The sequence below is a fragment of the Bacillus sp. TH22 genome, from assembly GCF_016651015.1.
Classification (GTDB): domain Bacteria; phylum Bacillota; class Bacilli; order Bacillales; family Bacillaceae_G; genus Bacillus_A; species Bacillus_A mycoides.
The window spans coordinates 3,085,684-3,108,961 of the sequence record NZ_JAEKER010000001.1; the positions used below are offsets into that span (position 1 = coordinate 3,085,684).

Below are 23,278 nucleotides of genomic sequence, written 5' to 3' on the forward strand. Positions count from 1 at the left end.
AGGGACATGGATTTAGCGTTGAAATGGTTTGAGTCCATTGATTGGACGAATATAGGTGTGAAGTCACTAAAAATAATCGTTATTTTAATACTTGGTGCAATCGTTGTGCGAGTTGCAAGGGCAATTGTACGAAATGCGTTTCGTATGGGAAGCCGTTCGCCGATTCAAATTTCAGAACGTCGTACAGTTACGGTAGCGAAGTTGCTTGAAAATATTGTGGCATACGTTGTTATGTTCATTATGTTAATTGCGATTTTAGGTGTGTTTGATATTAATGCATCAGGTCTATTAGCCGGTGCTGGGGTAATTGGTTTAGCAGTCGGTTTTGGTGCACAAAGTTTAGTTAAAGATGTTATTACAGGATTATTTATTTTGTTAGAGGATCAATTTTCAGTAGGTGATTATGTAAGAATAGGTCAATTTGAAGGAACTGTTTTGGAAATTGGACTACGTACAACGAAGATGAAAAGCTGGACAGGTGAAATTCATATAATACCAAATGGTAGTATTGTACAAGTAACGAACTTTTCCGTTAGTAATAGTGTAGCATTTGTTGATGTATCTATTTCTTATGAAAGTGATATAGTACGAGCGGAGCAAGTTATTGAAGATTTATTAGTAGAATTACCAGGAAAATATGAGAAAATGGTAACAACACCTCAATTGCTAGGTGTTCAAACATTGGCAGCGTCTGAAGTTGTATTACGTGTTATTGCTGAAGTTGAGCCGATGCAGCATGCAGTTATTGCGAGGGCTCTTCGCAAAGAGATTAAAAATCGTCTTGATTTACATGGGATTGAAATTCCATACCCACGTATGGTTTTATATAGTCGCGAAGAATTAGTTAGTGAAAAAGCAATTTAATAGTGGGAGGGATTTAGAGAATGGAGCAAAAGCAATATAACTTGTACGATGTTGTGGAAATGAAGAAAGCCCATCCATGTGGTGAAAATCGCTGGAAGATTATTCGTATGGGAATGGATATCCGCGTTAAGTGCGAGGGGTGTGACCATTCGGTAATGATTCCTCGAAGAGAGTTTGATCGCAAGGTGAAAAAAATACTTGTGAAGCACGAAGAATAGTGAAAAAGCAACAGCTGCAGTAGACAGCCGTTGCTTTTTTTCATTTGGTGGAAACTTGTCATTTTTTTCGTTACTATCTATAATGATGAAAGATTGAGACATAGGAGTGAAAAATATGGGATTAACGGCTGGGATTGTTGGATTACCTAACGTAGGTAAGTCCACTTTATTTAATGCAATTACACAAGCAGGAGCAGAATCTGCGAACTATCCATTCTGTACAATCGATCCAAACGTAGGGATTGTAGAAGTACCAGATGAGCGTTTAAATAAATTAACGGAATTAGTAGAACCGAAAAAAACTGTTCCGACTGTATTTGAATTTACTGATATTGCAGGTATCGTAAAAGGTGCGAGTAAAGGTGAAGGGTTAGGAAATAAATTCTTATCTCACATTCGTCAAGTAGATGCAATTTGCCAAGTTGTTCGTTGTTTTGAAGATGAAAATATTACGCACGTTTCAGGAAAAGTAGATCCAATTGATGACATTGAAGTAATTAACTTAGAACTAATCTTAGCGGATTTAGAATCTGTTGATAAACGTATCGAACGAGTTGCGAAGTTAGCAAGACAAAAAGATAAAGAAGCAGTATATGAGCATGAAATTTTAGTTCGTTTAAAAGAAGCTTTTGAAGAGGGAAAACCAGCTCGTACTGTTGAATTTACAGAAGAGCAAATGAAGATTGTTAAAGGCCTTCATTTACTTACAACGAAAGAAATGCTATACGTAGCAAACGTAAGTGAAGATGATATTATGGATCCTTCTGACAATAAATATGTACAAATGGTAAAAGAATTTGCTGCAAATGAAAATTCTCAAGTAATCGTTGTATGTGCAAAAATCGAAGAAGAAATCGCTGAGCTAGACGAGGAAGAGAAAAAAGTATTTCTTGAAGAACTAGGTATTGAAGAATCTGGTTTAGATCAATTAATTCGTGCTGCATATGACTTATTAGGACTTGCTACTTACTTCACAGCTGGTGTGCAAGAAGTACGTGCATGGACGTTTAAACAAGGTATGAAAGCACCACAATGTGCTGGTGTAATTCATACAGACTTTGAGCGTGGATTTATTCGCGCAGAAACAGTTTCTTATGATGATTTAATGACAAACGGTTCTATGACAGCTGCAAAAGAAGCTGGAAAAGTACGTTTAGAAGGAAAAGAGTATATCGTAAAAGACGGAGATGTTATGCACTTCCGCTTTAACGTTTAATTTAATATTTCCTAGGAAAAATAAAGATATGAACTTGGCAAATATATTATGTGTTTGCCAAGTTTTTTACGTATTGGTGAGTTGATTCATATAACTTACTATGATATAATCTAAACTCGTGAGTAATTACTATAAATTAATTGCTCCTTGCCCATTATGGGCCGTTTAGACCAAAAGGAGGTGAAAGTGTAATGAGAAAGTACGAAATTATGTACATCATTCGTCCTGGCGTTGAAGAAGAAGCTCAAAAAGCTTTAGTTGAACGTTTCGCAGGTGTTTTAACAAACAATGGTGCAGAAATCATTAACACAAAAGAGTGGGGTAAGCGTCGTTTAGCTTACGAAATCAACGACTTACGTGAAGGTTTCTACATGATCTTAAACGTGAACTCTAACTCAGAGGCGATTAACGAATTCGACCGTTTAGCTAAGATCAACGAAGATATCCTTCGTCATATCGTTGTTAAAGAAGAAGAAAAATAATTGATATATAAGGGAGAGTGGTTCGATTGATGAATCGTGTTATCCTCGTTGGTCGTTTAACTAAGGACCCTGACTTACGTTACACGCCCAATGGTGTTGCAGTAGCTACTTTTACGTTAGCTGTGAATCGCGCATTTGCGAATCAACAAGGTGAGCGTGAAGCTGACTTTATTAATTGTGTAATATGGCGTAAACAAGCAGAAAACGTGGCAAATTATTTGAAAAAAGGTAGCTTAGCAGGCGTAGACGGACGTCTTCAAACTCGTAATTACGATGGACAAGATGGTAAACGTGTATATGTAACAGAAGTTCTTGCGGAGAGCGTACAATTTTTAGAGCCGCGTAATGGCGGTGGGGAGCAACGTGGTTCATTCAATCAGCAACCATCAGGAGCTGGTTTCGGTAACCAAAGCTCTAACCCATTTGGTCAATCTAGTAATTCAGGTAACCAAGGTAACCAAGGTAACCAAGGTAACTCTGGATTTACGAAGAATGACGATCCATTTTCGAATGTTGGTCAACCGATTGACATTTCGGACGACGATTTACCATTTTAATGGTGTGAATCGGCTATTTTTAACAAAGAATGGAGGGAATAGACATGGCAGGACGCAAAGGTGGACGTGCGAAGCGTCGTAAGGTGTGTTTCTTCACATCTAACGGCATCACTCGCATTGACTATAAAGATGTTGATTTATTAAAACGTTTCGTTTCTGAGCGCGGTAAAATTTTACCTCGTCGTGTAACAGGAACAAGCGCGAAATACCAACGCAAACTTACAGTTGCAATTAAACGTGCTCGTCAAATGGCACTTTTACCATATGTTGGTGAATAATAGCGTATGAAATGCACAGTAGAGTCGGACTCTACTGTGCATTTTGCTATGCTTTTCTTTTTGAAAGAGAGGTTAGATGATGAAAAGTACGAAATTTATTACTGAGGGTGCAGCGTTATTGGCGATATATGCAATTTTATTGCTGATATCTATGTATGTTCCGATTTTAGGTACAGTTGCAACATTTGCGTTGCCATTACCATTTATATTATTAACAGTAAGACATAAACTATCTAATGTATTCATGATTTTTGTAGCGGCGCTTTTTGTTACAGTTATCGTGAGTCAACCAATTAGTCTCATAAAGACAGTGATGTTTGGATTAATAGGTGTTGTATTAGGATATATGTATAAAAAAGGGAAAAAACCAGTGGAGATATTAATAGCTGGAACACTTGCATATTTAATTGGTATGATGCTCATTTATGTGGGGAGTATAAAGTTTTTTAACATAGATTTAATGAAGCAAATGCAAAATATGTTTAATGAAAGTATGGTGCAAAGTGAAAAGATAGCAAATGCTGCTGGTATGCCAGTTAGTAAGGAACAAAAAGAGTTGTTTGCACAAATGAATGATATACTACAAACGTTATTTCCAAGTATACTTGTGCTAGTTTCTGTATGTTTTTCTTGGATCACAGTGCTAATATCAGGTAGTGTTTTGAGAAAATTAAAGTACGGCGTGACACCTTGGCCTAAATTTAAAGATATACAATTGCCAAAGAGTATTGTCTGGTATTACGTCATATTTATTTTGCTATCAACTTTCATAAAAGTTGAACCAACATCATATTTACATATGGTATTTTCTAATCTATATGTAATCTTTGCGTTGCTGCTTGTATTGCAAGGATTAACGTTTATCACCTTTTTAGCACACAAAAAAGGTTTTACGAAAGGTGTTCCGATTATTAGTTTTATCGTATGTATGTTTATTCCAATGCTGTTTCCTCTTGTGACAATCTTAGGTATAATTGATTTAGGGATTTCATTGCGTTCTAAAATGCAATGAAAAACAAAGGGATAAAACAGCATTTTTATGCTGTTTTAAGGTGTTTAATCTGTTTAACTAACTAGAAATTGAGTTGGTTTTACGTTATAGGAGTTGTATACATGCCTGAATTTTATAAGAAACAGTGGTTTTTATATCCTGTTTACGTATTGGCATTTTTTGTGTTGGTGCTAATCTCGATTCTTTGTTATTTTCACTTAATTATGGGGATAGCCGCCTTTTTTATTTTTAGCATCGTTTTCTTTTTAGTTATACGATTTGAAATTAACTTTCAAAGGAATTTTGAAAAGTATACGACAGATATGATTACTAGGGTAAAAAAAGTGAGTAACGAAGCATTCAACCAGATGCCAATCGGTATATTGTTATACAATAAGGAGTATGGGATTGATTGGGCAAATCCTTACTTATCTTCATGTTTGGGGCAACACGCATTAGCTGGGTGGCATCTGTACGATGTATCAGAAACATTACTCCTTTTTATTAAAGGAGAGACTTCTGACGATATAGTATCTTTAAATAGTCGAAAGTTCCGTGTGTTTGTAAGGAAAGAAGAAAAACTAATTTATTTTTTTGATGTAACTGAGCAAACAGAGATTGAAAAAATGTATGAGGATCAGCGCACCGTTTTAGCTGTTATTTATTTAGATAATTATGATGAAGTTACACAAGGGTTAGATGATCAATTACGCACGAATATAACAAGTCTTGTGACGTCACGTCTAAATGAATGGGCCGTTAAGTATGGTGCATATTTGAAACGTGCATCTTCAGAAAGATTCTTCGTTGTACTAAATGAAAGTATTTTAGCGCAAATGGAGAAAGGGAAATTTAGTATTTTGGATCAAGTGCGTGAAGAAACATCAAAAAGGAATATACCACTTACGCTAAGTGTTGGTGTTGGCTCGGGTGATTTACCTTTATCGGAGCTTGGAGCGATGGCTCAATCTGGTTTAGACCTTGCATTAGGACGAGGAGGAGACCAAGTAGCTATAAAACAAGCGACGGGTAAAGTTAAGTTTTACGGTGGCAAGACGAATCCGGTCGAAAAGCGTACTCGTGTACGTGCTAGAGTTATTTCACATGCATTAAAGGATTTAGTATTAGAAAGCAGTAATGTCATTATAATGGGGCATAGAGCCCCTGATATGGATGCGATTGGTGCAGCGATTGGTATTTTAAAGGTAGCTCAATTAAATGAGCGCAAAGGATATATTGTATTAGATGAAAATGATTCTGATAAAGGAATCAAACGTTTGATGGATAAAGTGAAACAAAATGAAGAGTTATGGTCACATTTTATTACACCAGGGCAAGCGATGGAATTTGCAAACGAGGATTCATTACTTGTTGTTGTTGACACGCATAAACCTTCAATGGTGATGGAGGAAAAACTGTTACACAAGATTGAAAATGTAGTAGTTATTGACCATCATCGCCGCGGGGAAGATTTCATTGAAGATCCATTACTTGTTTATATGGAGCCATACGCTTCTTCAACGGCAGAGCTTGTTACAGAATTACTTGAGTATCAACCGAAAAATTTAAAGATGACAATGTTAGAAGCAACGGCATTGTTAGCTGGTATTATTGTTGATACGAAAAGTTTTACATTCCGTACAGGCGCTCGTACATTTGATGCCGCTTCTTATTTACGCTCGCATGGCGCAGACACTGTACTTGTACAAGAACTTTTAAAAGAAGATATGGGTCAGTATTTACGAGTTGCAAAAGCCATTAAAAATGCGTACATTTATAAAAATGGAATTGCGATTGCTAAAGTTGATGGTGATGAATATTATGACCAAGTACTTATTGCACAATCAGCAGACACATTATTGACAATGACAGGTATCATTGCATCGTTTGTTATTGCAAAACGTGGAGAAAATTTCATTGGAATTAGTGGTAGATCTTTAGGTGAATTGAATGTACAGCTAATTATGGAGAATTTAGGAGGTGGCGGGCATTTAACAAATGCAGCCACACAAATGAAAAATGTTACAGTAGATGAAGCGGAGGAGAAGCTTCGATTTGTTATTGATGACTATTTACAGGGAGGCACACAATCATGAAAGTAATTTTTCTAAAAGACGTAAAAGGTAAAGGTAAAAAAGGAGAAATAAAAAACGTACCAGACGGTTATGCAAATAATTTCTTACTAAAACAGGGGTTAGCTGCCGAAGCGACAAACAGCAGTATGAAAACTTTAGATGCTCAAAAGCGCAAAGAGGAAAAAGATGCAGCAGCAGAAGTTGAGAATGCAAAAGAGCTGAAAGAAACATTAGAGAAATTAACTGTAGAAGTAAAGGCGAAATCTGGAGAAGGTGGCCGCTTATTTGGTTCTATCACGAGTAAACAAATTGTAGATGTAATGCAAAAGTCACACAAGATTAAACTTGATAAACGTAAATTTGAAATGGATGATGCAATCCGTGCATTAGGTTATACAAACGTCACTGTGAAATTGCATCCGCAAGTAACAGCAACAGTAAAAGTTCATGTTAGTGAACAATAAAAATAAATTAAGCAAGGAGGATTGCGCATGAGTGATGTAATGGCTGATCGTACCCCTCCGCATAATATAGAAGCTGAGCAGGCAGTCTTAGGTGCCATATTAATTGATCAGGATGCGTTAACGTCAGCATCGGAACTATTGGTACCTGACTCATTTTATCGAACGAAACATCAAAAGATTTTTGAAGTCATGCTTGGGTTGTCTGATAAGGGAGAACCAATCGACTTAGTAATAATGACATCAGCGATGGCTGATCAAGGATTACTAGAAGAAGTTGGTGGGGTTTCTTATCTAGCAGAGTTAGCAGAAGTTGTTCCAACAGCCGCTAACGTAGAATATTATGCACGCATCATCGCTGAAAAGGCACTTTTACGTCGTTTAATTCGAACGGCGACTCATATTGTATCGGATGGATACGAGCGAGAAGATGATGTGGATGGCCTTTTAAATGAGGCTGAGAAAAAAATACTAGAAGTATCTCACCAAACAAATGCAAAAGCATTCCAAAATATTAAAGATGTTCTTGTAGATGCTTATGATAAAATTGAACTTTTGCATAATCAAAAGGGTGAAGTTACCGGGATACCAACTGGATTTACTGAATTAGATAAGATGACCGCAGGTTTTCAGCGAAATGATTTAATCATCGTGGCGGCGCGTCCATCGGTAGGAAAAACTGCATTTTCACTAAATATCGCACAAAACGTAGCGACGAAAACTGATGAAAATGTAGCGATTTTTAGTTTAGAGATGGGCTCTGATCAGCTTGTTATGCGTATGCTTTGTGCAGAAGGAAATATTGATGCACAAAGACTTCGTACCGGTTCATTAACTTCTGATGATTGGGCGAAATTAACAATGGCGATGGGTAGCCTTTCTAATGCTGGTATATATATTGATGATACACCAGGGATTAAAGTAAACGAGATTCGAGCAAAATGTCGTAGATTAAAGCAAGAGCAAGGTCTTGGGATGGTTTTGATTGACTATTTACAGCTTATTCAAGGAAGTGGGAAATCAGGAGAAAACCGTCAGCAGGAAGTATCTGAGATTTCTCGTACATTAAAAGGGATTGCACGTGAATTGCAAGTACCTGTTATTGCCTTGTCGCAGTTATCTCGTGGTGTAGAATCCCGTCAAGATAAACGTCCGATGATGTCTGACATTCGTGAATCAGGAAGTATCGAGCAGGATGCTGATATTGTAGCCTTCCTATATCGTGAAGATTACTATGATCGTGAAACAGAAAATAAAAATACAATTGAAATTATCATTGCAAAACAACGTAATGGTCCGGTAGGTTCAGTAGAGCTTGCGTTTGTTAAGGAATTTAATAAATTCGTCAACTTAGAACGCCGCTTTGAGGATGGACATGCACCGCACGCATAAAGGCAGTATAAAAAAGAAACGCATTTCTTATAATAAGATGTGTTTCTTTTTTTTTATATGAAAGATAGGGCTTTCATAAGGTGAATATGTAATTCTTACGAACGAAAACGTTTTTCTGTAAAAAAATGTTCGCTTTTTGGTTGACTTCTCTTTCTGTTTTGGTACAATTATATTGTTTGAATAGATCGTTTGAAAATTGCGGAGGTGCTTTAATAATGTCTTCAGTAGTAGTTGTAGGAACACAATGGGGCGACGAAGGAAAAGGTAAAATCACTGATTTTCTTTCTGAGCATGCGGAAGTAGTTGCAAGATATCAAGGTGGAAATAACGCGGGACATACAATTGTTTTCGGCGGAGTTAAATATAAATTACACTTAATTCCATCTGGTATTTTCTATAAAGAGAAAATTTGTGTAATCGGAAATGGCTTAGTAGTAGATCCGAAAGCATTACTTGAAGAGTTAAAATACTTACACGATCGTGGTGTAAGTACTGATAATTTACGTGTAAGTAACCGTGCGCACGTTATTTTACCTTATCACTTAAAACAAGATGAGTTAGAAGAAGCGAGTAAAGGTGATAACAAGATCGGTACAACGAAAAAAGGTATCGGTCCTGCATATATGGATAAAGCTGCTCGTATTGGTATCCGTATGGCTGATCTTTTAGACCGTGAAGCATTTAAAGAGAAGCTTGAGCGCAATTTAGTGGAAAAAAATCGTTTATTTGAAAAAATGTACGATACAGAAGGTTTCAGCGTAGAAGAAATCTTTGAAGAGTACTTCGAATACGGACAACAAATCGCACAGTATGTATGCGATACATCTGTCGTATTAAATGATGCACTAGATAACAATCATCGTGTATTATTTGAAGGTGCACAAGGTGTTATGCTTGATATCGACCACGGTACGTATCCATTCGTTACATCTTCTAACCCAATTGCTGGTGGTGTAACAGTTGGAACTGGAGTTGGTCCTGCGAAAGTTACTCGCGTTGTAGGTGTATGTAAAGCATATACAAGCCGTGTAGGTGATGGTCCATTCCCTACGGAACTTAATGATGAAATCGGTCATCAAATTCGTGAAGTTGGTCGTGAATACGGAACAACAACTGGTCGTCCACGCCGTGTAGGTTGGTTCGATAGCGTTGTTGTAAGACATGCACGTCGTGTTAGTGGTTTAACAGACTTATCATTAAACTCTATCGATGTATTAACAGGTATCCCAACTCTTAAAATTTGTGTTGCTTACAAATACAATGGCGAAGTTATCGATGAAGTTCCAGCTAACTTAAACATTTTAGCGAAATGTGAGCCTGTATATGAAGAGCTTCCAGGTTGGACAGAAGATGTTACTGCTATGAAATCATTGGATGAACTTCCTGAAAATGCAAGAAAATACGTAGAGCGTGTTTCTGAATTAACAGGAATCCAATTATCTATGTTCTCGGTTGGACCAGATCGTAATCAAACAAATATCGTTCGTAATGTATACGAAGCTTAATTGATATAAAAAATTGATTTTTTTAAGAAAAAACTCATATTTTTATGAGTTTTTTCTTATTTTTTATAAAAAAATAAATAAAGGTATTGCAAAAATGAAAGATATCATGTTATGATATGTCTTGTCGTCACGAAAATATGACGTTGGTGAGTATGAGCCATTAGCTCAGTTGGTAGAGCATCTGACTTTTAATCAGAGGGTCGAAGGTTCGAATCCTTCATGGCTCACCATTTTATTTTTCGTGGCCCGTTGGTCAAGTGGTTAAGACACCGCCCTTTCACGGCGGTAACACGGGTTCGAATCCCGTACGGGTCATGTTTTTTTATGTTCATTTTTGGTCCCGTGGTGTAGTGGTTAACATGCCTGCCTGTCACGCAGGAGATCGCCGGTTCGACCCCGGTCGGGACCGCCACTTTTGTTTATACCACCATTAGTGGTTTTATATATAGTTTTGGCTCGGTAGCTCAGTCGGTAGAGCAGAGGACTGAAAATCCTCGTGTCGGCGGTTCGATTCCGTCCCGAGCCACTCTCAGGATATTAAGTGGGCCCACTTAATATCCTTTTTATTTTGTCCAGTTTTACAAATGTGGGTAGTTATTTTACAATAGAATGAGGAGCCTCTAGCAGTTGAAGCTAGAGGTTTTTCTATAGATCGTATAGGATTCCGTGTAAAAGTGGATGATACATGAGTCTATGAGAATAGAGGAGAAATACTTAGACTAAGATTGTTGTCATATAGGAACATACTATAGAAACACCAATATGTTTGAGGATTATTGATCATATTTTTATAAGGAGGAAATAGACGATGATGGGAAAGAAAATTTTAGTAGTTGATGATGAAAAGCCAATTGCGGATATTTTGAAGTTCAACCTAGAAAAAGAAGGTTTTGAAATTGTAATGGCGCATGATGGTGATGAGGCGATTGAAAAAGCAAATGAAGAACAGCCAGATATGGTTTTATTAGATATTATGTTACCGGGAAAAGACGGTTTAGAGGTATGTCGTGAAATACGTAAAAGCTCAGAAATGCCAATTATTATGCTTACAGCAAAAGACTCTGAAATTGATAAAGTATTAGGGCTTGAGCTTGGGGCAGATGATTATGTAACGAAGCCATTTAGTACGAGGGAGTTACTTGCTCGTGTGAAAGCGAATTTACGTCGCCATCAGCAGGGTGGTGCTGCAGAGAAAGAAGAAAATACCGAAATGGTTATTGGACCAATCGTTATCAATTCGAACGCTTATAGTGTAACAAAGCGTGAAGAAAGCATTGAGCTTACACATCGTGAATTTGAATTACTACATTATTTAGCGAAGCATTTAGGACAAGTTATGACTCGTGAACATTTATTACAAACAGTTTGGGGTTATGATTATTTTGGAGATGTACGTACAGTAGACGTAACAGTACGTCGTTTACGCGAAAAAATTGAAGATAATCCAAGTCATCCTACTTTAATTGTAACTAGACGTGGGGTGGGGTATTACTTGCGTGACCCAGAACAGGAATAGTATATGAAGAAAGTTGGTTTTTTTCAATCTATTCATTTAAAATTTGTGCTCATATATATGCTGTTAATATTAATAGCAATGCAAGTAATTGGTGTATATTTCGTCAGGGAATTAGAAAAAAGCCTTGTAAAAGGCTTTCAAGATTCCTTAACGCAGCAAACAAATCTACTTTCTTATAACCTGAAGCAAGAGTTTGTAAAAGAACGTCCTAAAACAGAATCAGTAGATAAAGCTATTAATGATTCGATTCAAAAATTCGCATCAGATCGTAAGAAAGATATTCAAGAAGTAAGTGTAATTGATTCTACTAAAAAATTAATGGCAATTTCAGACGGGTCTAAGCAAAATAAGGTAGGAAGAACGTCAGCAGATACAGCTGTACAACGGGTAATGGTACAAAAGAAACCAGAGTCAAAGATTGAGAAAGATGGAAATACAGGTCATCGAGTTCAAGTTATGATTACCCCTATTCTAAAAGAGCCAGGCGGAGAGGTACTTGGTGTCATTCATATCGTTGCATCTATGGAAGATGTGTATAAACAAATGAAGGACATCAACCAAATTTTCGCAACGGGGACAGTGATTGCTTTATTAGTAACAGCTGTACTTGGAATTTTATTGGCTCAAACAATTACGAGACCAATTTCAGATATGCGAAGACAAGCAATTGAAATGGCGAAAGGAAATTATTCGCGAAAAGTAAAGGTGCATAGTCACGATGAGATTGGACAATTAGCATTATCTTTTAACAATTTATCTAAAAAATTACAACAAGCTCGTTCCTCCACAGAAAGTGAAAGACGAAAATTATCATCCGTTTTATCACATATGACAGATGGAGTAATTGCTACTGATCGAAAAGGGGATATCATTTTATTAAATGATCCTGCGGAAAAGATGTTAAATGTTTCGCGTGAAACGGCGCTAGATCAATCAGTGTTAGAAGTGCTAGGAATACAAGAAGAATTTACACTGGATCATTTATATGAAGAGCCTGATTCAGTTTTATTAGATTTTAGTACGAGAAATGAACCATATATTTTACGTGCTAGTTTCTCTGTTATTCAAAAAGAAACAGGGAAGGCAAATGGTTTAATTGCTGTATTATATGATGTAACAGAGCAGGAGCGGATAGAACAAGAGCGCCGTGAGTTTGTTGCGAACGTATCTCATGAGTTAAGAACGCCGTTAACAACGATGCGCAGTTACTTAGAAGCACTTACTGATGGAGCATGGCAAGATCCCAATATTGCACCGCAATTTTTAACAGTTACACAAGAAGAAACGGAAAGAATGATCAGGCTTGTAAATGCATTGTTACAATTATCTAAACTAGATAGTACAGAACATCGCTTAATGAAGGAATGGGTCGACTTTACTGATTTCTTTAATAACGTTATCGATCGTTTTGAAATGTCTAAAGAGCAAAATGTAAGCTTCAAACGATCTTTCTCTAAAAAATCTCGATTTATTGATATGGATACAGACAAAATTACACAAGTTTTATATAACATTATTTCCAATGCACTAAAATATTCGCCAGAAGGTGGTACAGTAACATATCGTTTACGTGACCGCGGGGAGTTATTAGAGATTAGTGTGAGTGATCAAGGAATGGGAATTCCGAAAGAAAATGTAGATAAAATATTTGAACGTTTTTATCGTGTAGATAAAGCGCGTTCGAGACAAATGGGTGGTACAGGTCTTGGGTTAGCCATTGCGAAAGAAATGATTGAGGCACATGGCGGCTCGGTTTGGGCGAAAAGTGAGGAAGGAAAAGGGACAACTATTTATTTCACATTGCCAATGGCGACAGATGAAGAGGACGATTGGGAATGAGTATGGAAAACTTTAAAACGATAGTTCTAATTAATTTGGTTGTCATTAGTCTATTTCTTACTTTTAACTTGTGGACATATGTTCCTGATTCTACTTCTATGCAAAATACAAAGTTCGTTCAAGGTAACGAAGAGATAAATACGATAAAGATTTCGGAGGTTGTTCGCCCATCCTCTGTCGTTATTCATAAAGAGAAAAATCATTATGTAAGCGAAAAAAAGGAAAATGTGGATTCGATCTATAAAATTCTTGAAAACGGAGAATTACATTATTTCGAGGAAATAACGGGGACAGTCCCTAAAGGTGATTTTCTGTCTTATGTACACGGAGAAGAAAAAATTGAATTTGTTTTTCCTACAAATATCCCGTTAGATACGATTAAAAATATGTTTAATATTAAAGATAAAAACATAGAAAGTAACAGAAGTTTTAATCGTATTATAATTGATCCTTCTAGAAGTAAGGACCAAGAAATTAAAGTTAGCTTTGTTTCCTATGATACTCCTCATAAAATATATCAAGCAACATTGAGTGGTGCTTATATAAAGGATATTATAAATGCTCAAAATCAACTTATAACAGTAGCAAGACCATATTTTGAGTATCAAATAAATGATACAAAAAAACTTTTTTTACCAGAGGGGATTACGGAATTAAGTAAGGCAGAGTATATTACAGCTAAACTAGAAGTGGATCCATTTAAAAATGCTTTATTTAGTGATCCACGTTATTTAAGTCCTATTTCTGAGAAAACAAAGGAAACATTTACAGATGGCATCCGTTCTATGGAAATTGATAAGTCGGATGCAATGTTGAAATATAAAAATTCCGCTGTACATGGTGATAAATCTACGGATAATGCGGTAATTTTACAAAAAAGTTTTGACTTTGTAAGTGGGCATAGTGGATCCTTGAAGTCCTATCGTTTTGATTATATTAATGGGAGGAAAACTTCATTCCGTTTATATGAGGATGGTTTGCCTGTATTTAATGCAAATGGAATAGCGGAATTAAAACAAGTATGGGGTTCAGGTGAAATTATGCAGTATGAAAGACCCTTTTTTGAGTTCAGTATTACTTTGCCTAGTAAACAACAAACAACTTCTCTCGCATCAGGTCGTACAGTGATGACATCATTAGAGAATAATCCAGAAATTGATAAAAAATCAATTCAGGATGTTGGTATTGGTTATAAAATGTCATTGGAACCGTCCATCAGTGATGTGAGAATCGCTGTCTTACAGCCGATATGGTATGTAAAATGTGAAGAAGATGGTAAGCAACAAATATATGAGTGGAGTGAGGGGGGACTAAATGGATTGGGATCGAATTAAAACCATATTTATTGTGACCTTTTTTGTTTTAGACCTCTTTCTTATCTTTCAGTTCATTCAAAAGCAAGATAGTAATCAATTAGAACTTGTGACGGAAACGAAAATCGATCAACAATTAAAAGCCGAAAAAATTACTATGGGAAATTTCCCTAAAGAACCGAAAAAAGAGTCATTTATAATGGCAAAAAATAAGGGTTTCAAAGAAGAAGATGTGCAATCTTTAAAAAATCAGACAGCGCATGTGCAAGAGGAATATCAAATAGAGGGTAAATTAAAAGAGCCTTTTTTAAATACAAAATCATTGTCAAAAGATAAGTATAATGAGTTTTTGAAAAATTATGTGCTGGATGGACAAAAATATGAGTTTGGAGCAATAAAGGACTCAAAAATTTACTTCTTTCAAAAGTATAAAGATAAACCAATCTTCTACAATAATCGTGCGATGATTGTTGTAGATTTAAATGAAAAAAATGAGCTTATTTCATATACACAAACAATGTTAACGGATTTGAAGGAAATGGGCGAAAGCGAAAAGACGAAAGAACAAGAAATTATTACTGCTCAAACAGCTTTAGAAAATATATATTTGAAAAATAAAATTGCAGAAAATACGCACGTGAAAGAGGCGCAGATTGGATATGCGACTCTTGCGGAGTCTTCTTCTAATATACAAGTGCTTGCTCCAACATGGAACTTAAAGACAGAACAAAAAAAGGATTTTTTTGTGAATGCAATTGAAGGACAAGTTATGGAATTAGGGGAAACTCAAGTGCCGGAAGAACATAATGGAGTGAGAAAGAATGAGCATGCATTTTAGTGTACTTGCAAGTGGAAGTACAGGGAATATGCTATATGTAGGAACAGATGAAAAAAAACTGCTTGTCGATGCAGGTTTAAGTGGTAAAGCGACAGAGGCTTTATTTAAACAAGCTGAACTGAATATAAATGACATATCAGGTATTCTTGTAACACATGAGCACAGTGATCACATTAAAGGATTAGGTGTATTGGCGCGTAAATATGATTTACCTGTTTATGCGAACGAGAAAACATGGAATGCAATGGAACATTTAATAGGTAATATCCCAACTGATCAAAAATTCATTTTCTCAGTAGGAGACGTGAAAACATTTGGGGATATTGAAGTTGAATCATTTGGTGTTTCTCATGATGCGGCGGAACCGATGTTTTACGCTTTTCATAACAATAATAGAAAGTTAGCTCTTATTACAGATACGGGCTACGTAAGTGACCGTATGAAAGGTGTTATTAAGGGAGCAAATGCTTTCGTGTTTGAAAGCAATCATGATGTGGAAATGCTTCGTATGGGACGCTATCCATGGAGCATTAAGCGACGTATTTTAAGCGACGTTGGCCACGTTTGTAATGAGGACGCTGCATTAGCGATGGCTGATGTTATTACAGATGAGACAAAACACATTTATTTAGCACATTTAAGCTTAGATAATAACATGAAAGAATTAGCGCGTATGTCTGTATCACAAGTATTAGAAGAAAAAGGTTTTGGGGTTGGAGAATCCTTTGAAATACATGATACAGATCAAAAAGTGCCTACGAAAATTCAATACGTATAATTCTTCATTTTAGTAAACAATAAAGGTGAATATAGTTGTTTTCAGGAAGATAGGTGAACAAATATGTCCTTTATTGATGAAGAAAAATATCGTATTAAACGTGCAGGCAAAAAGAAACATAAAGGTATTGTCATTTCTAGCATAGCGGGGACAATTGTAGGGGCTTCATTATTTGCGTTTGGAGCTCCTTTATTTTCAAATCATGCGGGTAAGCTTCCGCAAGCTGAAGCAAGTGAAAAAAATATGGCTGAAGCTCAAAGTGGAAATGTTCCTGTTAAACAGATTAGCTTTGTAGACGCTGTTGATCGTGCTTCAGAGGCTGTTGTTGGTGTTATTAATATTCAACGAGACAATTTTTCAGAGGCTGATTCGGAAGCTGGTACAGGCTCTGGTGTGATTTATAAGAGAACAGATGGACATGCGTATATTGTAACGAATAACCACGTTGTTGCTGGGGCGAATCGTATTGAAGTGAGCTTAAGTGACGGTAAGAAAATTCCAGGTAAAGTATTAGGAACCGATGTAGTCACGGACTTAGCTGTACTAGAAATAGATGCGAAGCATGTGAAGAAAGTGATTGAAATTGGCGACTCTAATACCGTTCGTAGAGGAGAACCAGTTATTGCGATTGGAAATCCACTTGGGTTACAATTTTCCGGAACTGTCACACAAGGTATTATTTCGGCTAATGAGCGTATTGTTCCTGTAGATTTAGATCAAGATGGACATTACGATTGGCAAGTAGAAGTATTGCAAACAGATGCGGCAATTAATCCAGGTAATAGTGGTGGAGCGCTTGTAAATGTAGCGGGACAATTAATAGGTATTAACTCAATGAAAATTGCAGCAAAAGAAGTAGAAGGAATTGGACTAGCTATTCCAGTTACGAGAGCTGTTCCTATTATGAATGAACTAGAAAAGTACGGTAAAGTAAGAAGACCTTACGTTGGGATTGAACTAAGATCATTAAATGAGATTCCGAGTTACTATTGGTCAAAAACATTACACTTACCAGGTAACGTAACAGAAGGAGTCTGCATTTTAGATGTGAAAAGTCCTTCGCCAGGTACGGATGCGGGTCTTAGAGAACATGATGTTATTGTGGCGGTAGATGGAAAAGCGGTGCACGATATTATTGGGTTCCGCACGGCCTTATATAATAAAAAAATTAATGATAAAATGACTCTTACGTTTTATCGTGGTACAAAACGAGCGACAACAACGGTGAAATTAGGCATTCAAAAGTATTAAAAACAGGAGGGCCTACCTCCTGTTTTCTATTGTAGAAAAGTGAGGTGAGGAATATGAATTTACCTTGTTGTTTAGAACATGTTGAATTAGCATTAGATATCATTGTGGATGAGTGTGAAGTCGCACCGGTTATTAACAATGTGGATAACTCTAAAGAAGAGAAAAAAACATGTGAATTTTGTCAAAATGAGGCGACATATGTTGTATCGAACACAGATTCTCACACAATATGTGGGTAACATTTGTGGATATGTGGATAAGTCCTGTGGATAACGTGTTTGTAAGGTGGGGAATAAATGTGAATATCTCGATTATTTCAATCGGAAAATTAAAAGAAAAATACTTAAAACAAGGTATAGCAGAATACTTAAAACGATTATCTTCTTACGCAAAAGTAGAAGTAATTGAATTGCCAGATGAAAAGGCACCAGAAAATTTAAGTGCAGCAGAAATGTTAATTGTAAAAGAAAAAGAAGGTATTCGTATACTGGATAAAATTTCTGATGATACGCATGTCATTGCGTTAGCTATAGAAGGAAAACAAAAATCATCAGAAGAATTTGCGGTAAGTATAGATCGCCTTGCTACATATGGAAAGAGCAAGATCACATTTGTAATTGGTGGATCACTGGGGCTTAGTTCTGAAGTAATGAAGCGTTCAAACGAATCTCTTTCTTTTTCGAAGATGACATTACCACATCAATTAATGCGATTAGTATTGCTTGAGCAGGTGTATAGAGCGTTTCGGATTAATCGTGGTGAACCGTATCATAAATAAATTTTTCATTTGTATATAAAGAGTAAAAAAGACCATTGGACAAAAATCACCGATGGTCTTTTAAACATTAATAGATGGTATGTAGATTTCCTAAAATAAGTATGTTTCTATTTCTAAAAAAATATGCTGTAATATGAAGAGGAAAAAGTATAAGTAGTCAGAGAAGTGAGGAATTAAAGGTGAAGAAGTTTAAGAAGTTTTACTTGGAGATTACGAGTGTATGTAATCTTGCGTGCAGCTTTTGTCCGCCGACGGAAAGGCAGAAGCAATTCATTTCTGTAGAGGATTTTGCTAAAAGATTAGACCAAATTAAACCTCACACAGACTACATCTATTTGCACGTGAAGGGTGAGCCGTTGCTCCATCCGAAAATAGATCAACTATTAGATTTAAGCCATGAAAAAGGGTTTAAAGTTAATATTACAACGAACGGAACGTTAATTAATAAGAGAAGGCATAGACTGTTAAATAAGCCTGCGTTAAGACAAATGAATTTTTCACTGCACAGTTTTGATGGACACCCAGGTTCGCAAGATAAAGAGGGCTATGTAAGGAGTATACTTTCTTTCATTAGAGAGGCAACAATTCAATCGGACTTAATCGTTTCACTAAGATTATGGAATTTAACTCAGGATAATAAAACAAATGCTGAAATCCAAAAAAATAGGGATTTATTATCTATAATTGAAAATGAGTTTGATCTATCTTATCAAATTGAAGAGAAGCTTACACCGGGAAAAGGTATAAAAATTGCGGAACGTGTCTTTATTAATCAAGACTATGAATTCCAGTGGCCGGCATTGCATGAAGAAGAGGATGATGGAAAAGGATTCTGTCATGGTCTTCGAAATCAGGCTGGAATCTTAGCGAACGGAACCGTTATTCCTTGTTGTCTAGATGGTGAGGGAATTATTAATCTTGGAAATATTAATAATGATTCATTCTCTAATATTATTGAAGGCGAAAGAGCGAACAATATTGTAGATGGATTTTCAAAAAGGGTTGCAGTAGAAGAACTGTGCAGGAAATGTGGATACCGCAAAAGATTTGGAAAGTAAATATAGAATAAGCCCTCATAAAGCGAGGGCTTATTTTTATTCTTGATAAGAACGTTCTAATTCATCAATTAAGGAACCTACGTAAGAAACAGCTTTACGGATTGCATCTGGTTTTGACATGTCTACTCCAGCGTGTTTCATTAATTCAAGTGGTTTCATTGTACCGCCTGCACGGAGTACATCAAGCCAGCGATCAACAGCAGGTTGTCCCTCTTCTTTAATCATTTGAGCTACAGCGGTAGAAGCAGTTAGTCCTGCAGAATATGTGTAAGAATATAAGCCCATATAATAGTGAGGTTGACGCATCCATGTTAAACCGGCGCCTTCATCAATTTCTACGGAATCTCCCCAGAATGTCGAAAGGACCTTCGTTTTTATTTCAGTTAAAGTTGTAGCTGTGAGTGCTTGCCCTTCTTCTGCTAGAGCGTATACTCTTCTTTGATATTCTCCCTCAAGTAGATGGGTAACGAAGTTGTGGTAATATGTGCCGAGTAGTTGCAGAATAACCCATCTGCGCATTCTCTTATCTTCAGTAGTCGCAAGTAAATGTTGGGCTAATAGTAATTCATTCATCGTTGATGGAGCTTCAACGAAGTACATAGATGGACGCACATTCATAATACGCTGATTTTTATTAGCTAAATAAAAATGACCAGCATGTCCAAATTCATGAGCTAATGTGAAACATCCGCGCATCGTACCCTGCCATGTAATTAAAATATAAGGGTGAGAACCGTATGGGCTAGAGCAGAAGGCACCTGTTGATTTTCCTACGTTATCTGCAAGGTCTACCCATCTTTCTTTGAAGCCCTTTTCGATAATGGAACTATATTCATTTCCTAATACTTTTAAAGAATCTTGAATGAGTTTGCCAGCTTCTTCGTAAGTGATTGTTGGATTAAATTCAGGATCTAACGGTGCATGTAAGTCACAGAAAAGCATTTGATCAAGCCCTAATACATTCTTTTTTAAATCTGCAAAACGGCGCATATGATGCGCTAATTCGTTATAAATAATATCTAGTTGGTTGTTATACATTTCAAGTGGAACTTTTTGAGGTTCTAAAAGCATATGGGTAACGGACTCGTACTTGCGCAAACGAGAAAGCGCCACTTGTTTTTTTACTTCAGTAGCATATGTTGTTGCAACTGTATTTTTATATCGTTTCAATGTGGAAACAAATGATGAATATGCTTTTTTACGTATATATGCGCTTGGAGAAAATTCATATTTGCTTTCGAATAATGCAAACGATACAGGCAAATCATTTCCCTGTTCGTCTTGTATAGAAGGGAAATCCATATCGGCTAATTTAGTCATGCCGTAAATTTTGTAGGGTGAACTATGAACTTCGCCGAGTGCAGCAAGAGCTTCTTCTGTTTCAGGAGAGAGAGTGTGCTGCCTCTTTTTGAGTATCTCTAGTAATGATTTACGGAAAGGTTCAAGTTTTATTTCCTCAGTTAAATATTTTTCAATTGTTCCCTCCTCAAATGAGAGAATTTCGTTATGAATAAAGGATAGTGCGGTATGTACATTCGTTCCTAGAGCGGAAATTTTGGAAGAGTTCGCTTGAATAACTGAATCTGTACGATCAACGGATTCTTTTAAGTTTGCATATGCGCCGAGTTTTGTTAACTTCATTAAAAGCTCTTCTTCTAAAAGTAGGCAATTTAATAAGGTAGCGGGGCTAGTGTGTAATTGTCCTTTAAATGCATCAAGTTTTTTTATATCGTCTGTTAATACACGTAATGCAGTTTCCCACTCTTTGTCAGATTCGTATAAATCAGAAAGGTCCCATGTCAATTCAGTAGAGACTTCCGCGCGAATAAGGCGTTTCTCAATTACATTTTTCATTTGTTATATCCCCCTTATTATAAGTATCTAAAAACATAATACTAGAAAATTCAGTTAAATGAAAATATTTTATATTTTTATACATGAAAAAGAAGGACAAGCATTTTTTATGCTTGTCCTTCTAGTTAAATTTATAAATTAATATACTTTGTCACCGTTGAAAATAGAGTTTTTCACGACTACATAATCTACAGTACGAATTGCGTCTAATTTTGTTCCACCAGCGTAAGAGATAGAAGATTGAAGATCTTGTTCCATTTCGATTAAAGTGTCTTCTAAAGAACCTTTATGCTCAACGAACATTTTCTTACCTTCAACGTTTTTCTTCTCACCTTTTTGGAATTCAGAAGCTGAACCGAAGTACTCTTTATAAAGTTTGCCATCTTTTTCGATTGTTTCCCCTGGAGACTCTTCATGACCTGCGAATAGAGAACCGACCATAACCATAGTTGCTCCAAATCGAATTGATTTAGCTACGTCGCCATGTGTACGAATACCACCGTCAGCGATAATTGGCTTACTTGCAGCTTTTGCACACCAGCGAAGTGCAGCTAGCTGCCAACCGCCAGTTCCAAAGCCTGTTTTAATTTTAGTAATACAAACTTTACCAGGTCCAATGCCAACTTTTGTTGCATCAGCACCAGCGTTTTCTAATTCTCTTACCGCTTCTGGAGTTCCAACGTTTCCAGCGATAACGAAGCTTTCTGGTAAATGTTTTTTAATATGTTGAATCATGTTGATCACAGCGTTAGAGTGACCATGTGCGATATCGATTGTAATGTATTCAGGTGAAAGTTGCTCAGCAGCTAATTGTTGTACGAATTCGTACTCGTCTTCTTTAACACCAACGCTGATTGAAGCAATTAATCCACGTGATTGCATATCTCTAATGAATGAAATTCGTTTCTCTGGTTGGAAACGATGCATGATATAGAAGTAATTATTTTCAGCTAAATAAGTTGCGATTCTTTCATCAATAATCGTTTGCATATTTGCAGGTACGACAGGTAATTTAAATTTATGTTTTCCTAAAGTGACAGTTGTATCACATTCAGATCGGCTATTTACAATGCATTTTGCAGGAATTAATTGAATATCTTCATAGTCAAATACGTTTTCCATCATTTACACCCCTAAAATACGAATATTTTATTTTTATTGATTGAAAATGTTCGTCCATAGGATAATTTACATCATTTTCAGTAAGAAGTCAAAGATTTTCTTAACGTTTTTTTGAAAAGAAGCCGATATATTTTAAAAATAACGTTAAAAACGAATTTAAATAGGTTTCTTATGAATAATGTTCGTTTATAAAAAAGTAAGGGAAGTTGTGATAATTGCATAAGATTGTATGTATGCCTCTTATTTTGAGCGAGGGGGCTGAGGAAATACTATGAAAAAGTTAATACTAATAATAGGAATAACTTTGTTGGTTACTGCCGGATGTAGCAATAATGATGCATTTGATAAGGCAGAGAAACAAGGAGATTTAGCATTGGAAAATAAAGAATACGATAGAGCAGTCGCATCTTTTGAATTAGCATTAAAAGAAAAGAAGGATGATCGGGAAATAAGGCTGAAGGTGAATCAAACAAATAAAATGATTGAAGCATTACAGGAAAGTAATATAGACCGAGCAATTTCGTTATTGAGGGAAATTGAAAATGATTCTGCTAGTTCAGTTATATTAGCCAAACAAAAGAAAAACGAGAAGTTTTAGCTAATCAAAAAGATGAGGAAGAAAAATATAAGCAAATGCTAGTTAAAGTAGAGGATTTGAAAAACGAGCAGAAGTTTACGGATGTAAAAGAGCAACTTAACGTAATTATTAGGGAAACGAAAGGGAAAGAACAGTTTAAAATATATTATCAAAATGCGAATGAACAAATTATACAGAGTGTGCCGAGGGCAGTAGATGTAGATAAAACAAAAGATGAGAACCGTAAGGAAGAAAAAGTAATAGAAGAGAAGCCGAAGAAAGAAAGTGTTATTACCGGTCAGAAGGCAGAATAAT

At 36.2% G+C, this 23,278-nt stretch carries 24 protein-coding genes and 4 tRNA genes; 26 read left to right on the plus strand and 2 right to left on the minus strand.

Annotated elements, in window-relative coordinates; genetic code table 11:
* The first annotated feature begins 6 nt into the window (after positions 1-6).
* The 24 genes from JFU18_RS15685 to JFU18_RS15800 all read left to right on the plus strand — a co-directional run bounded on the left by JFU18_RS15685 (position 7) and on the right by JFU18_RS15800 (position 19,410).
* Positions 7-864 carry a mechanosensitive ion channel family protein gene (locus tag JFU18_RS15685; RefSeq protein ID WP_002016466.1) on the plus strand — a complete coding sequence of 286 codons (858 nt, stop codon included), beginning with the start codon at positions 7-9 and terminating at the stop codon, positions 862-864.
* Between the two features lie 20 nt (positions 865-884).
* A complete protein-coding gene (locus JFU18_RS15690) occupies positions 885-1,082 on the plus strand; it encodes a DUF951 domain-containing protein (protein ID WP_000436054.1) in 198 nt (65 codons plus the stop codon).
* Between the two features lie 115 nt (positions 1,083-1,197).
* Complete coding sequence (ychF, locus tag JFU18_RS15695; protein WP_137059217.1) at positions 1,198-2,298, plus strand: redox-regulated ATPase YchF; 1,101 nt, start codon at positions 1,198-1,200, stop codon at positions 2,296-2,298.
* A 191-nt stretch (positions 2,299-2,489) separates the two neighbouring features.
* A complete protein-coding gene (gene rpsF / locus JFU18_RS15700) occupies positions 2,490-2,780 on the plus strand; it encodes a 30S ribosomal protein S6 (RefSeq protein ID WP_001233782.1) in 291 nt (96 codons plus the stop codon).
* Positions 2,781-2,806: 26 nt separating this feature from the next.
* Complete coding sequence (ssb, locus tag JFU18_RS15705) at positions 2,807-3,337, plus strand: single-stranded DNA-binding protein (protein ID WP_002108911.1); 531 nt, start codon at positions 2,807-2,809, stop codon at positions 3,335-3,337.
* 44 nt (positions 3,338-3,381) lie between these two features.
* Positions 3,382-3,615, plus strand: a complete 234-nt coding sequence (gene rpsR / locus JFU18_RS15710) for a 30S ribosomal protein S18 (RefSeq protein WP_000918874.1) — start codon at positions 3,382-3,384, stop codon at positions 3,613-3,615.
* Positions 3,616-3,694: 79 nt separating this feature from the next.
* The gene (locus JFU18_RS15715; RefSeq protein ID WP_085312921.1) at positions 3,695-4,627 is read left to right on the plus strand and encodes a YybS family protein; all 933 of its coding nucleotides are present in this window, start codon (positions 3,695-3,697) and stop codon (positions 4,625-4,627) included.
* Between the two features lie 101 nt (positions 4,628-4,728).
* A complete protein-coding gene (locus JFU18_RS15720) occupies positions 4,729-6,702 on the plus strand; it encodes a DHH family phosphoesterase (protein WP_201034578.1) in 1,974 nt (657 codons plus the stop codon).
* The gene (gene rplI, locus JFU18_RS15725; RefSeq protein ID WP_016096416.1) at positions 6,699-7,145 is read left to right on the plus strand and encodes a 50S ribosomal protein L9; all 447 of its coding nucleotides are present in this window, start codon (positions 6,699-6,701) and stop codon (positions 7,143-7,145) included. Before JFU18_RS15720 ends, rplI begins: the two co-directional genes overlap by 4 nt.
* A gap of 27 nt (positions 7,146-7,172) precedes the next feature.
* The gene (gene dnaB / locus JFU18_RS15730; protein WP_002016457.1) at positions 7,173-8,534 is read left to right on the plus strand and encodes a replicative DNA helicase; all 1,362 of its coding nucleotides are present in this window, start codon (positions 7,173-7,175) and stop codon (positions 8,532-8,534) included.
* A gap of 215 nt (positions 8,535-8,749) precedes the next feature.
* On the plus strand, positions 8,750-10,039 hold the full coding sequence (locus JFU18_RS15735; protein WP_002138921.1) for an adenylosuccinate synthase: 1,290 nt from the start codon (positions 8,750-8,752) through the stop codon (positions 10,037-10,039).
* A 154-nt stretch (positions 10,040-10,193) separates the two neighbouring features.
* Positions 10,194-10,269, plus strand: a tRNA-Lys gene (locus JFU18_RS15740).
* A gap of 13 nt (positions 10,270-10,282) precedes the next feature.
* Positions 10,283-10,354: transfer RNA gene (locus JFU18_RS15745), tRNA-Glu, on the plus strand.
* A 21-nt stretch (positions 10,355-10,375) separates the two neighbouring features.
* A tRNA-Asp gene (locus tag JFU18_RS15750) sits at positions 10,376-10,451 on the plus strand.
* Between the two features lie 41 nt (positions 10,452-10,492).
* A tRNA-Phe gene (locus tag JFU18_RS15755) sits at positions 10,493-10,565 on the plus strand.
* Between the two features lie 282 nt (positions 10,566-10,847).
* Entirely contained in the window at positions 10,848-11,555 is a 708-nt protein-coding gene (walR, locus tag JFU18_RS15760; protein WP_000971867.1) for a cell wall metabolism DNA-binding response regulator WalR, read from the plus strand.
* A gap of 3 nt (positions 11,556-11,558) precedes the next feature.
* On the plus strand, positions 11,559-13,394 hold the full coding sequence (gene walK, locus JFU18_RS15765) for a cell wall metabolism sensor histidine kinase WalK (RefSeq protein ID WP_002166370.1): 1,836 nt from the start codon (positions 11,559-11,561) through the stop codon (positions 13,392-13,394).
* Positions 13,391-14,728: a YycH family regulatory protein gene (locus JFU18_RS15770; protein WP_201034577.1), complete on the plus strand. Its 1,338-nt coding sequence runs from the start codon at positions 13,391-13,393 to the stop codon at positions 14,726-14,728. The genes walK and JFU18_RS15770 overlap by 4 nt, the downstream gene beginning before the upstream one ends.
* Positions 14,709-15,545, plus strand: coding sequence for a two-component system regulatory protein YycI (locus tag JFU18_RS15775; protein WP_002143956.1), 837 nt, complete (start codon positions 14,709-14,711; stop codon positions 15,543-15,545). The genes JFU18_RS15770 and JFU18_RS15775 overlap by 20 nt, the downstream gene beginning before the upstream one ends.
* Positions 15,529-16,323 (plus strand): MBL fold metallo-hydrolase, encoded by a 795-nt coding sequence (locus tag JFU18_RS15780; RefSeq protein WP_002143955.1) that lies wholly within the window; start codon positions 15,529-15,531, stop codon positions 16,321-16,323. Before JFU18_RS15775 ends, JFU18_RS15780 begins: the two co-directional genes overlap by 17 nt.
* A 63-nt stretch (positions 16,324-16,386) precedes the next feature.
* Entirely contained in the window at positions 16,387-17,574 is a 1,188-nt protein-coding gene (locus JFU18_RS15785) for a S1C family serine protease (RefSeq protein WP_002035000.1), read from the plus strand.
* Between the two features lie 53 nt (positions 17,575-17,627).
* A complete protein-coding gene (locus JFU18_RS15790) occupies positions 17,628-17,813 on the plus strand; it encodes a CxxH/CxxC protein (protein ID WP_002035001.1) in 186 nt (61 codons plus the stop codon).
* 59 nt (positions 17,814-17,872) lie between these two features.
* Entirely contained in the window at positions 17,873-18,352 is a 480-nt protein-coding gene (gene rlmH, locus JFU18_RS15795; RefSeq protein WP_002130178.1) for a 23S rRNA (pseudouridine(1915)-N(3))-methyltransferase RlmH, read from the plus strand.
* Positions 18,353-18,531: 179 nt separating this feature from the next.
* Complete coding sequence (locus JFU18_RS15800) at positions 18,532-19,410, plus strand: radical SAM/SPASM domain-containing protein (RefSeq protein WP_085312917.1); 879 nt, start codon at positions 18,532-18,534, stop codon at positions 19,408-19,410.
* Positions 19,411-19,446: 36 nt separating this feature from the next.
* On the opposite strand, the gene pepF is transcribed toward JFU18_RS15800, so the two are convergent.
* On the minus strand, positions 19,447-21,264 hold the full coding sequence (gene pepF, locus JFU18_RS15805; RefSeq protein ID WP_201034576.1) for an oligoendopeptidase F: 1,818 nt from the start codon (positions 21,262-21,264) through the stop codon (positions 19,447-19,449).
* 138 nt (positions 21,265-21,402) lie between these two features.
* The gene (gene guaC, locus JFU18_RS15810) at positions 21,403-22,386 is read right to left on the minus strand and encodes a GMP reductase (protein ID WP_002068771.1); all 984 of its coding nucleotides are present in this window, start codon (positions 22,384-22,386) and stop codon (positions 21,403-21,405) included.
* A gap of 271 nt (positions 22,387-22,657) precedes the next feature.
* On the opposite strand from guaC, the gene JFU18_RS15815 reads away from it, so the two are divergent.
* Together JFU18_RS15815 and JFU18_RS15820 are read left to right on the plus strand one after the other, a co-directional pair.
* Positions 22,658-22,984: a hypothetical protein gene (locus tag JFU18_RS15815; RefSeq protein ID WP_201032230.1), complete on the plus strand. Its 327-nt coding sequence runs from the start codon at positions 22,658-22,660 to the stop codon at positions 22,982-22,984.
* 35 nt (positions 22,985-23,019) lie between these two features.
* Entirely contained in the window at positions 23,020-23,277 is a 258-nt protein-coding gene (locus JFU18_RS15820) for a hypothetical protein (protein WP_201032229.1), read from the plus strand.
* Position 23,278 lies beyond the last annotated feature (1 nt).